Here is an 11,533-nt window from a genome sequence, read left to right on the forward strand (position 1 = left end):
GCTGTGCTCTGCAGTGTCACTCAGAATGCCCGGCACCCGCCGCACCGGCATCACCGCCCGATACGCGGCTGAAGCGTTCGGGTCGCGGCGGCCTCTCGGGTCGTGTGCCGGAGAGCGCGCTGCGCCGCTGCGAGCGACACACGACCCGATCGTCCGCTCCGACACCCACGCCCGACTCTCGCCAGATCCGGTAGATGGGGCTGAGCGCGCCGCCCCATGGGCACACCCCCAGTTAGATCCCCGCGGCGGCCTTGATGCCGGCCCCGATCGCGTCGAGCCGACCGGCGGCCGCGATGCGTGCTGCCTCGACCCCGTCGGCGGGGTCGACGGGCACGACGACCTCGAGGTAGCACTTGATCTTGGGCTCGGTGCCGCTCGGGCGCACGATGACCCGCGCGCCACCCGCGAGGTGGTAGCGCAGTCCCTCGGTCGGCGGCAGGTCCGCGGAGCCCAGCGCCAGGTCGTCGACGCGCTCGACGGCCAGGCCGCCGATCTCGGCCGGCGGTGCGGTGCGCAGCCGCTGCATCGCGCCGGCGATCTGGGTGAGGTCCTCGACGCGTGCGGAGACCTGGTCGGTGGCGTGCAGGCCGAACTCGAGGGCGATGTCGTCGAGCAGGTCCGGCAGCGTCCGGTCCGCGGCCTTGGCGTGAGCCGCGATCTCGCACAGGAGGAGAAGCGCGGAGACCCCGTCCTTGTCGGCGACGTGCTCGGGGTCGACGCAGTAGCCCAGCGCCTCCTCGTAGCCGAAGGCCAGGCCCGGCACGCGGCCGATCCACTTGAAGCCGGTCAACGTCTCGGCGTAGGGCTGGCCGTGCGCGGCTGCCATCTTGCCGAGCAGTGACGAGGAGACGATCGAGGTGGCATAGGTGCCCTGCTTGCCGGTGCGCAGCAGGTGGTTAGCCAACAGCGCGCCGACCTCGTCGCCGCGCAGCATCCGCCAGCCGTGCAGTCCCTTGACGGCGGCCGCGCACCGGTCGGCGTCGGGGTCGTTGGCGACGACGAGATCGACGTCGTGGCGCGCCGCGAGCTCGAGCGCGAGGTCCATCGCGCCCGGCTCCTCGGGGTTGGGGAACGCGACGGTCGGGAAGTCGGCGTCCGGCTGCTCCTGCTGCTCGACCACGCGGGGAGCGTCGAAGCCGGCGGCCTCGAGCACCTGCACCACGGAGGTGCCGCCGACGCCGTGCAGCGGCGTGTAGACGAGCTCGAGGTCACGCGGACCGTCGACGGCGAGGTCGGCGACGGTGTCGAGGTAGCGGTCGATGATCTCCTCGGTGAGCACGGTCCCGGGCTTGCCGCGCTGGATGTCGGCCACGGCGCCGACGGCCGCGATCTGGTCGGCGATGCCGGTGTCGGCCGGCGGCACGATCTGGCTGCCGTCGCCGAGGTAGACCTTGTAGCCGTTGTCCTCGGGCGGGTTGTGGCTGGCGGTCACCATCACCCCCGCCACGCAGCCGAGCTCGCGGATCGCAAAGGCCAGCAGGGGCGTGGGCAGCGGCCGCGGCATCAGCCAGGCGGTCATGCCGGCTCCTGTCATGACCTCGGCGGTGTCGCGGGCGAAGACGTCGGAGTTGTGCCGGGCGTCGTAGCCGATGACGACGGGTCCCACGGTGCCCTGCTCACGGAGGTAGGCCGCCAGCCCGGCCGCCGCGCGCAGCACCACGACCCGGTTCATCCGGTTGGGGCCGGCGCCGAGCGCGCCCCGCAGGCCGGCCGTGCCGAACTCCAGGGTGCCGTCGAAACGGTCGGCCAGGTCTGCCGCATCGCCTCCGGCCTCCACATCGGCGACGACCTGCTCGAGCTGGGCGCGGGTCACGTCGTCGGGGTCCTCGGCTACCCAGGCACGGGCGCGGTCGAGGAGCATGGAGAGGTCGGAGGTCATCCCCGCACCGTAGCGTGGGGTCGTGACCCGGCTGCCGCCCCCGTTGGACCTGGCTGCGCCGGTGGCCGACCTGGTGCGCGAGCTGGCAGGCCACCTGGGCACGACCGAGCTCGTCGAGCTGTGCGTCGACCTGCTCGGAGGCGCGGACCGCAGCCAGCACCTCGACGCCCTGCCCTACCTCACCGGCCACGACTGGACGCCCGGGTCGCCGGTCACGGACCCGACCTCGTGGGACGACTACTGGGTGCGGACCTGGGGGGCGCGGGGGCTCCTGCACGTGTGGGCCGACAGCGCCACGTCGGCGGTCGTCGCCGGTCTGGCCGACGAGCACTGGCGTCCCGCCGAGATGTGCCTGAAGGTGACGGCCCGCCACGAGGTGGTCGGCGCCGCGGACGCCGCAGCAGCGCTGGCGACGCACGACCGACCTCGGGTGCGCGCCCAGGCGGTCCGGGCGCTCGGCGCCGTGGGCGACACCGAGCACGTCAAGACGGTCGAAGCGGCACGCGACGACCCCGCTCCCGCCGTACGACGGGCCGCGGCGCGGGCACTCGAGTCGCTGGTGGTGCGACTCGACCTCCCTCCTCAGGCGTCGATCGAGCTCATGTCGCCGTAGCGGGCGCCGGCGACCGCGTCGCGCGGGACCGCGGTCTCGAGCGCGGCGAGGTCCTCGGGGCTGAGCGTCACGGCGGCGGCGCCGACGTTCTCCTCGAGGTAGGTCACGCGCTTGGTGCCGGGGATCGGCGCCACGTCGTCACCCTGTGCCAGGACCCAGGCCAGCGCGAGCTGGCCGGGGGTGCAGCCCTGGGCCTCGGCGAGCTCACGGATGCGGGCGACCAGGACCAGATTCGCGTCGAGGGCCTCGCCCTGGAAGCGCGGGAAGTAGGCCGTGCGACGCGAGTCGCCGTCCTCGAGCGCGTCCTCGGACGTGATCGCACCGGTCAGCAGTCCGCGGCCGAGCGGGGAGTAGGGCACCAGGCCGATGCCGAGCTCGCGCGCGGTCGGGAGGATCTGGTCCTCGAGGTCACGGGTGAAGAGCGACCACTCGGTCTGCAGGGCGGTGATCGGGTGGGTGGAGTGCGCCCGCCGGATCGTCTCGGCGGAGGCCTCCGACAGCCCCAGGTGGCGGACCTTGCCGGCCTCGACGAGCTCCTTCATCGCCCCGACCGTCTCCTCGATCGGGACGGACTGGTCGACGCGGTGCTGGTAGTAGAGGTCGATGTGGTCGACACCGAGCCGCTGGAGCGAGGCGTCGCACGCTGAGCGCACGTAGTCGGGCCGGCCGTTGATGCCGAGCCGGGCGCCGTCCTCGGCCCGCTCGTTGCCGAACTTGGTGGCCAGCTGGACCTCGTCGCGGCGGTCGGAGATGGCCTTGCCGACCAGACGCTCGTTGGTGAAGGGCCCATACATGTCGGCGGTGTCGAGGAAGGTCACGCCGAGGTCGAGGGCGCGGTGGATGGTCGCGATGCCGGTGGCCTCGTCGCCGGTGCCGTAGAACTCCGACATGCCCATGCAGCCGAGGCCGAGGGCCGAGACCTCGAGGGGCGTGCGGTCAGGGGTGGCGGTACCGAGGGTGCGTCGTTGGATGCTCATGGCCCCACTCAACTCCCTGGAGTGCGCTCCAGGTCAAGGGCGTCAGGTCGTGGACCGGTCCAGGGCGGGGCGGTAGAACGCCTCACCGGCGAACGGGCCGCCCACGGCGGCGCCCTCGGCCTCGTCCTCGGCACGCGCCTCGACGGACCCGGCGAACTCCTCGGCGTCGTCCAGCGGCTCGTAGCCCAGGGCCCGGCCGGGCTCGAGGTCCCACCAGCCGCGGGTGTTGGCGGAGATGCCGTAGAGCACCGCGTAGCCGGGTGCGGGGGTGGTCAGGCAGGCCTCGACCATCCGGACGCAGTCGTCGTGGGAGAGCCAGGTAGCGAGGTTGCGCACGGTCTCGGGACGCGGCAGGAACGACCCGATCCGGCACGACAGCACGTCGAGGCCGTAGCGGTCGGCGTAGAGCGACATCACCGCCTCGGCGGCCACCTTGCCGACGCCGTAGAACGTGTCGGGCCGCGGTCGTACGTCGATCCCGACGGTGGGTGCCTCGGCCCGCGGTGTGCGCCCCACGGCGTGGTTGGAGCCGGCGTAGACGAAGCGGCCGACGTCGTGGGCGACGCAGGCGTCGAGCAGCGCGGCCGTGGTGACGACGTGAGAGGTCAGCGAGTCGGGCAGCGACGCCTCGCCGGGGTGACCGGCGAGGTGGACGACCGCGTCGATGGACTCCTCGTCGAAGACCGCGAGCACCGCGTCGGGATCGGCGCAGTCGGCGACGTGCCACGCAAGGACCCCACCCTCGGGCTGCGGGACCCGGTCGAGCCCGACCACGTCGTGGCCGCGGTCGACGAGACCCACGACGAGGACCTGACCGATCGAGCCGGCAGCGCCGGTGACCAGGACCCTCACGACAGCGTCCTGCAGGGCGCGGGGGCCGGAGTGTCAGCGGCGGTAGGCATCGATGTCGCGTCCTAGCTCGGTGAAGAGGTCCTGGTTGAGGCGGAACGCTACCTTCACCTCGCCCACCACCCGCTCCACGTCACCGGGGGAGAGGTCGAGCGCGTCGAGTCGCTCGCGGTAGGCGTCCTTGTAGGGCTTGGGCTTGGGGATCGCCGGGAAGTCGTAGAACGAGGTGCCGGCGCCGTCGAGGTCGAAGGTGCGATCGAGGATCCGGCCGATCGCCTGGCCGCCGGACAGGTCGCCGAGGTAGCGGGTGTAGTGGTGGGCGACCAGCAGCCCACCCCACGCCCCGGCGCCGTGCAGGCGGGTCCGGTAGGCCTCGGCGGCCGGGGAGTCCACGTCGCGGGAGCCGTCCGCTCCCCGGTGGGGTGCCCAGTGCGCCAGGTCCCGGTCGATCGCGGCGAGGCGCTCGAGCGCGGGGTCGTGGACGGCCGCGACGGCCGGCTCGTCGAGCCGCTCGCGGACGGCGGCCTCCAGGGCGGCGTAGACGACGCGTAGGCGCAGCAGGTAGGCGGCGTACCCCTCGTGGTCGAGCCGGCCGTCGAGGAGCTCGGTCATGAAGAGCGAGCCCTCCGCCTCGCGGTGCTCGGCCATCGAGCCCTCGCGCATCGCAGCGGACAGGGAGAGGGTCGTCGGTTGGCCGAGAGTCGTCACGCCGGCAGGGTAGCTGCGGCGGATGTCGCTCAGGTGACGGGCGCGGCCAGCATCGCGGTCGCCATCGAGACCAGGTTGGCGATGAACGCCTCGGTGGTCAGGGGCGAGCGCGTCGGCGTGGTGCGCTCCGCCGCGCGGGCCCGGTCGGCGCTCGCTCGCAGGATGAAGGAGGTGGTGAGCGACATCCGCTCGGCACGGACCTGGTCGGGCATCGGCGGCATCCGGCGCTCCAGGAGCTGGTAGGCCTCGTAGCCCCCGGCCCGCTGGAGCGCCTCCACGACGTCGGGGTGGGCCGAGAGCGGCTGGTCCTCGACGAGCTCGCAGAGGATCACCAGGTAGCAGCTGCCCCGCCAGCCCTGGTCGGCCAGCTCCACCGCCGGCCGCACGAACGCCTCGACGACCGAGGGCAGGTCGTTGTCCGGGCGGGTGCGGGCCGAGGCGAGCAGCTCGCGTTCCCGGTCGGCGATCAGCGCCACCTGCTCCTCGATGATCGCCACGAGCAGCCCCTCGCGCGAGCCGAAGTGGTAGTGCACGGCGCCTCGGTTGCGCTGCCCCGCGCGACGGCCGATGTCGAGCAGCGACGCCGCGTGGACGCCTCGCTCGGCGAACTCGCGGAGCCCCGAGTCGACCAGGCGCCGGCGGGTCTCCTCGCCGGGCGTCGGTGTGGTCGGGTCGGTCGGTGCCGCCATCAGATCGTGGGGACGATCCTGCCCAGCAGCTCACCCATGCGTGACGCTGCGGCCTTGCCGGCAGCGAGGACCTCCTCGTGGTTGAGGGGCTCGCCGGTGATGCCGGCCGCCAGGTTGGTGACCAGGCTGATGCCGAGCACCTCCATGCCGGCCTCGCGGGCGGCGATCGCCTCGAGGGTGGTGCTCATGCCGACCAGGTCGCCACCGATGGCGCGGACCATGGCGATCTCGGCGGGGGTCTCGTAGTGCGGGCCGGGGAACTGGACGTAGACACCCTCGTCGAGCGTCGGGTCGACCTCGCGGCACAGCGCGCGCAGACGCGAGGAGTAGAGGTCGGTGAGGTCGACGAAGGTGGCGCCGACGATCGGGGAGCGTCCGGTGAGGTTGACGTGGTCGCTGATCAGCACGGGAGTGCCCGGGGACCAGGTCTCCTTGAGCCCGCCGCATCCGTTGGTGAGCACGATGGTGGCGCAGCCGGCCGCGGCCGCCGTACGCACACCGTGCACGACGGCGGCGACGCCCTTGCCCTCGTAGTAGTGGGTGCGGCTCAGGAAGACCAGCAGGTTGCGCTCGCCGGCGCGGATCGAGCGGATCTTGCCCGAGTGGCCCGCGACGGCCGCGGCGGAGAAGCCCGGCAGGTCGGTGGTGTCGATCTCGGCCGTCGCCTCGCCGAGCGCGTCGACGGCGGGCAACCAGCCCGAGCCGAGCACGAGCGCCACATCGTGGCGCTCGACGCCGGTGAGCTCGGCGAGCCGGGCCGCGGCCTCGCCCGCCAGGTCGTACGGCGAGTGGTCGGGGCTGTCAGGCGTCGTGGGGGTCACGGGCAGCACTCTAGGTGCTCGCAGCGGGCGGCTCAGAGTCCCGTCGACCGGCAGTCGCGGCGCCGGAGCGCCATCACGTAGTCGTGCGGGGCACCGGCCGCCTCCGCGGCGTCGGAGAGGACGCCGAGGTAGGACGCCGAGGGCAGACCGCCCTCGTAGGCGTCGAGGACGTAGGTCCACACCACGACCTCGCCGTTCATCGTCGAGACCCGCACCTTGGTCTTGCGGTAGAGCCCGGAGTCGGCGGCCTCCCAGCCGTCGAGCTGCGACTCGTCGGTCTCGGTGATGTCGTAGACCGCGACGAAGACCTGCTCGAACGGGTCCTGGACGATCGTCGACAGCGACCCGTCCCAGCCGTGCTCCTCACCGCCGAAGGTGAGTCGCCAGCCCTCGAGCCAGCCGGTGGTCTGCAGGGGGGAGTGCGGGCAGCGCTCGCCCATGCGAGCAGGGTCGAGGTTCGTCCCGTAGGCGGCGTACAGGGTCACGGCTGAAGGTTAACGTCACAGGGCCTAGGGTTGGTTTCGTGACCCACTTCGATGTCCTCGTCCTCGGTGCCGGCCCTGGTGGCTACGTCGCCGCCATCCGTGCAGCCCAGCTCGGCAAGTCCGTCGCCGTGGTCGAGGAGAAGTACTGGGGCGGGGTGTGCCTCAACGTCGGCTGCATCCCCTCCAAGGCCCTGCTCAAGAACGCCGAGCTGTCGCACCTCCTGACCCACGAGAAGGCCAAGTTCGGCATCGAGGGCGACGCCACGATGTCCTACGCCCCGACGCACAAGCGCTCGCGCCAGGTCAGCGCCGGCATCGTCAAGGGCGTCCACTTCCTGATGAAGAAGAACAAGATCACCGAGATCGACGGGTGGGGCACCCTCACCGGTCCGAAGGCGATCGACGTCAAGGACACGTCCGGTGACGTGACGTCCTACACCTGCGACGACCTGATCATCGCGACCGGCGCGACCGTGCGGATGCTCCCGGGCATGAAGGTCTCCGACAACGTCGTGACCTACGAGGAGCAGATCCTCGACGAGCAGCTTCCCGGCTCGATCATCATCGGCGGGTCCGGCGCCATCGGCGTCGAGTTCGCCTACGTGATGAAGAACTTCGGCGTCGACGTGACGATCGTGGAGTTCCTCGACCGGATGGTCCCGACCGAGGACGCCGACGTCTCCAAGGAGCTCGCCAAGCAGTACAAGAAGCTCGGCGTGAAGGTCCTGCTCTCGACCAAGGTCGACCAGGTCGAGGACACCGGCAGCGGCGTCAAGGTCACGGTCAGCCCGGCCGACGGCGGCGACCAACAGGTCCTCGAGGCCGACAAGATGCTCGCCGCCTTCGGCTTCGCCCCGCGCGTCGAGGGCTACGGCCTCGAGGCGACCGGGGTCGAGATGACCGAGCGCGGCGCGATCGCCGTCGACGCCCGCGGCCGCACCAACGTCGACGGCGTCTGGGCCATCGGCGACGTCACCGGCAAGATGATGCTCGCGCACGTGGCCGAGGCCATGGGCATCGTCGCCGCCGAGACGATCGCGGACGCCGAGACGCAGGAGATCAACTTCGACATGATCCCGCGCGCCACCTACTGCCAGCCGCAGATCGCCTCCTTCGGCTACTCCGAGGCGCAGGCCAAGGACAAGGGTTACGACGTCAAGACCTCGACGTTCCCCTTCTCGGCCAACGGCAAGGCCCAGGGCCTCGGCGACACGGTCGGCTTCGTCAAGATCGTGGCCGACGCCGAGCACAACGAGATCATCGGCGGCCACCTCATCGGCCCCGACGTGACCGAGCTGCTGCCGGTGCTGACCCTGGCGCAGACCTGGGACCTCACGGCCGACGAGGTCGCCCGCAACGTCTTCGCCCACCCGACCCTCGGTGAGTCCGTCAAGGAAGCCATCCACGGCATCGCCGGCCACATGATCAACTTCTGACGGACAGCCGGACGCGAGGAACGAGCGTGCGGCGTCTGTCCGGCGAGGTCGAGCAGGCGGCGCGGCTGAGGGACGAAGCCGCGGTCCGCCGTGTCGATACCCAGTGACGTTCGAGATCACAGCAACACGAGAGGCAACCTGGAGATGAGCGGCGGACCGGAGTCCAACAAGGTAGTCATCATCGGCGGCGGTCCCGGTGGCTACGAGTCGGCCCTGGTCGCAGCCCAGCTGGGCGCCGACGTGACGGTCGTCGACACCGACGGTCTGGGTGGCTCGGCGGTCCTCACCGACTGCGTGCCCAGCAAGACCCTCATCGCCACGGCCGAGCTCATGACCGACGTGTCGGGCGCGGCCGAGCTGGGGGTCAACTTCCACGACCACCAGGGCGACGCGGCCACGACCATCTCGGTCGACCTCGCTCGGGTCAACACCCGCGTCAAGCAGCTCGCTGCCGACCAGTCGGCCGACATCGCTCGCCGTCTGGCCAAGGAGGACGTCGAGGTCGTCCGGGGCTACGGACGCCTCGACGGACCCGGCCGGGTCGTCGTCGGTGACCAGTCGATCGACGCCGACGCGATCCTGATCGCGACCGGTGCCGCGCCCCGCACGCTCCCGACGGCCCAGCCCGACGGCGAGCGGATCCTCACCTGGGAGCAGGTCTACGACCTCACCGAGGTGCCCTCCGAGCTGATCGTCGTCGGCTCGGGCGTCACCGGCGCGGAGTTCGCCAGCGCCTACCTCGCGCTCGGCATCCCGGTCACCCTCGTCTCCTCGCGCGACCGGGTCCTTCCCGGCGAGGACGCCGACGCCTCCGCGGTGCTCGAGGAGGTCTCCAAGCGCCGCGGGATGAAGGTCCTCTCCGAGTCGCGCATGGAGTCGGTGACCCGCTCCGGCGACGTCGTCACCGTGACGCTCACCGACGGCCGCAGCATCCAGGGCTCGCACTGCATCCTGGCGCTCGGCTCGATCCCCAACACCGCCGACATGGGGCTCGAGGAGGCCGGCGTCATCCTCAAGGAGGGCGGTTTCGTCAACGTCGACCGCGTCTCCCGCACGTCCGCGCGGGGGGTCTACTCCGCCGGCGACTGCACGGGCGTGCTGATGCTCGCCTCGGTGGCGGCCATGCAGGGCCGCATCGCGATGTGGCACTTCCTCGGCGACACCGTGCACCCGCTGGACCTCAAGAAGGTCTCCTCCAACGTCTTCACCGCCCCCGAGATCGCCACCGTCGGCTGGACCCAGCAGGCCGTCGACTCGGGCGAGATGAACGCCGAGGTCGTCATGCTGCCCCTCTCGGGCAACCCGCGCGCCAAGATGCAGGGCGTCCGCGACGGCTTCGTGAAGCTGCTCTGCCGTCCCGGCACCGGGATCGTCGTGGGCGGGGTCGTCGTCGGCCCCCGCGCCTCCGAGCTGATCCACCCGGTGTCCATCGCGGTCGCCGAGTCCCTCACCGCCGACCAGCTGGCCCAGGCGTTCACCGTCTATCCGTCGATGTCGGGGTCGATCGCCGAGGCCGCGCGGAGGCTGCACCGGGTCTGATCGCCGAGTCGGCGCAATGTTGCAGGGCAGGCCCTGAGGCCGGCGACCGTCGGGTCGTGTGCCGGAGGCTGCGCCAACGCGCAGTCTGGGACCCACGACTCGGCACGTGGCCGACCGAGGCGTGTGCTTGGTCGGGGTCGTGTGCCTCATGCCCCGCTGGAGCGCTGGCCGCGGCACACGACTGCAGGTCCTGGCTGAGCGTGACCCCACGGCAGCCAGCAGCGGCTCCCGATCGCCGAGTCGGCGCGATGGTGCACGGCCGGCTGCAACATTGCGCCGACTCGACGACGGTCAGCAATCAGAAGTTGTCGAACATCCCGCCGCCACTGCTGCCGTTGTGGTCCGGGCCGACGTAGAGCGCGTAGGAGGCCTGAGCCGAGCGCTTGCCCTCGATGACGGCACGACCGTCGACGCTGCCCTCGAGTGCCGCGTAGGCGCTGCCGGCGGCGTACCACGGCACGTAGTGGTTGCCGATCCGCACGACCCGCAGCTCGGGCATCAGGTTGTCGCGCATGCGGTTGAGGTCGCGGCGACACACGGGCACGGCGCGCTCGACACCGCCCGGCGGAGCCCAGGTCATCTCCGAGACCGACGGGCCGTGCTGAGGGTTGAAGAAGCACGGCGGAAGCCGCACCGGCAGCTCGGCGCCGTCACGACGCGCCAGCACGCAGGCACGGCGGTAGCGGCCCTCCTCGAGCAGGCTGCCGATCTCGACCAGCTCGGCGTCGGTCGCCTCGCGGTTGAAGCGGCCCTTGGCCTCCTCGTAGAGGTCCAACGCCTTCTGGTAGTCGGCGCGCATGTCGTCGTCCAGCTCGGTGGTCATCGTCTCGGCGTGCAGGTCGCTGAGCTGCTCGCCGAAGAGCGTGACGTCCTCGTCGACGAGGCGACGTTGGACCCGCGCCAGCTCCAGGTCGAACAGCCTGTCCTGCTTGCGTTCCTTGAACCAGCCGAGAAGCCCCATGGCCGGATGGTGCCACACCGGTTCTCGCCGGGACCCTTTGTAGTGTGCAGCGATGACATCCTCTCGGGTCCGCCTGTCCCTGCCCACCGCTGTGCTCGCCACCCTGCTGGCGACGGCGCTCGCCGCCGCGGGCCTCGTCGCGCCGGCAGGTCCGGCCTCCGCCACGACCTGGCAGGTGCCCGGCACCGCGACCATCACGGTCGTGGGGCACGGCAACGGGCACGGCCACGGCCTCAGTCAGTACGGCGCGCAGCGTGCGGCGACGAAGGGGCTGGGCTACCGCCAGATCCTGCGCTACTACTACCCGGGCACCTCCTCGGGGAAGGCCGGTGGGCCGATCCGCGTGCTCCTAACGGCCGACACCTCGCGTGAGGTCGTGGTCGCTGCCCGGTCTGGGTTGACGGCCCGCTCCGTCGGCAGCGGGCGATCGGTCAACCTGGCGAAGGCGCGCCCGAAGGCCAAGGCGTGGCGCATCACGTCGCTGTCGGGCAAGCGCAGCGCGATCGACTTCAAGGCCGGCGGGTGGAAGCGGCTCGCGGTCGTCAAGGGCGACGCCGAGCTCTCCGCCGGGGGCCA

11 protein-coding genes and 1 pseudogene are annotated in these 11,533 nt (G+C 71.7%); 4 read left to right on the forward strand and 8 right to left on the reverse strand.

Features of this window, described 5'->3' with window-relative positions; genetic code table 11:
• Positions 1-232: 232 nt before the first annotated feature.
• Entirely contained in the window at positions 233-1,879 is a 1,647-nt protein-coding gene (locus RMN98_RS16710) for a phospho-sugar mutase (protein WP_309649949.1), read from the reverse strand.
• Between the two features lie 22 nt (positions 1,880-1,901).
• Between RMN98_RS16710 and RMN98_RS16715 the strand changes: the two genes are divergently transcribed.
• Positions 1,902-2,492, forward strand: a complete 591-nt coding sequence (locus RMN98_RS16715; protein WP_309649950.1) for a HEAT repeat domain-containing protein — start codon at positions 1,902-1,904, stop codon at positions 2,490-2,492.
• Here RMN98_RS16715 and RMN98_RS16720 read toward each other — a convergent pair.
• From RMN98_RS16720 to RMN98_RS16745, 6 genes are read right to left on the reverse strand one after another with little or no spacing between them, the layout of a single operon-like run.
• Entirely contained in the window at positions 2,462-3,469 is a 1,008-nt protein-coding gene (locus RMN98_RS16720; protein ID WP_309649951.1) for an aldo/keto reductase, read from the reverse strand. The genes RMN98_RS16715 and RMN98_RS16720 overlap by 31 nt on opposite strands.
• A gap of 42 nt (positions 3,470-3,511) precedes the next feature.
• A complete protein-coding gene (locus RMN98_RS16725; RefSeq protein ID WP_309649952.1) occupies positions 3,512-4,321 on the reverse strand; it encodes an NAD(P)-dependent oxidoreductase in 810 nt (269 codons plus the stop codon).
• A 33-nt stretch (positions 4,322-4,354) separates the two neighbouring features.
• Positions 4,355-5,026: a biliverdin-producing heme oxygenase gene (locus tag RMN98_RS16730; RefSeq protein WP_309649953.1), complete on the reverse strand. Its 672-nt coding sequence runs from the start codon at positions 5,024-5,026 to the stop codon at positions 4,355-4,357.
• Positions 5,027-5,055: 29 nt separating this feature from the next.
• On the reverse strand, positions 5,056-5,715 hold the full coding sequence (locus RMN98_RS16735; RefSeq protein WP_309649954.1) for a helix-turn-helix domain-containing protein: 660 nt from the start codon (positions 5,713-5,715) through the stop codon (positions 5,056-5,058).
• On the reverse strand, positions 5,715-6,536 hold the full coding sequence (locus RMN98_RS16740) for a purine-nucleoside phosphorylase (RefSeq protein ID WP_309649955.1): 822 nt from the start codon (positions 6,534-6,536) through the stop codon (positions 5,715-5,717). The genes RMN98_RS16735 and RMN98_RS16740 overlap by 1 nt, the downstream gene beginning before the upstream one ends.
• Positions 6,537-6,568: 32 nt before the next feature.
• Positions 6,569-7,021, reverse strand: a complete 453-nt coding sequence (locus RMN98_RS16745; RefSeq protein ID WP_091110123.1) for a gamma-glutamylcyclotransferase — start codon at positions 7,019-7,021, stop codon at positions 6,569-6,571.
• A gap of 38 nt (positions 7,022-7,059) precedes the next feature.
• Between RMN98_RS16745 and lpdA the strand changes: the two genes are divergently transcribed.
• Positions 7,060-8,457, forward strand: a complete 1,398-nt coding sequence (gene lpdA / locus RMN98_RS16750) for a dihydrolipoyl dehydrogenase (RefSeq protein ID WP_309649956.1) — start codon at positions 7,060-7,062, stop codon at positions 8,455-8,457.
• A 144-nt stretch (positions 8,458-8,601) separates the two neighbouring features.
• Entirely contained in the window at positions 8,602-9,996 is a 1,395-nt protein-coding gene (locus RMN98_RS16755) for an NAD(P)H-quinone dehydrogenase (protein ID WP_309649957.1), read from the forward strand.
• Positions 9,997-10,294: 298 nt separating this feature from the next.
• On the opposite strand, the gene RMN98_RS16760 is transcribed toward RMN98_RS16755, so the two are convergent.
• Positions 10,295-10,957, reverse strand: coding sequence for a hypothetical protein (locus RMN98_RS16760; protein WP_309649958.1), 663 nt, complete (start codon positions 10,955-10,957; stop codon positions 10,295-10,297).
• A gap of 52 nt (positions 10,958-11,009) precedes the next feature.
• Here RMN98_RS16760 and RMN98_RS16765 point away from each other — a divergent pair.
• Positions 11,010-11,533: pseudogene (locus tag RMN98_RS16765) on the forward strand (hypothetical protein); the annotation flags it as partial.

It is taken from the genome of Nocardioides sp., from assembly GCF_031397825.1.
Lineage (GTDB): Bacteria > Actinomycetota > Actinomycetes > Propionibacteriales > Nocardioidaceae > Nocardioides.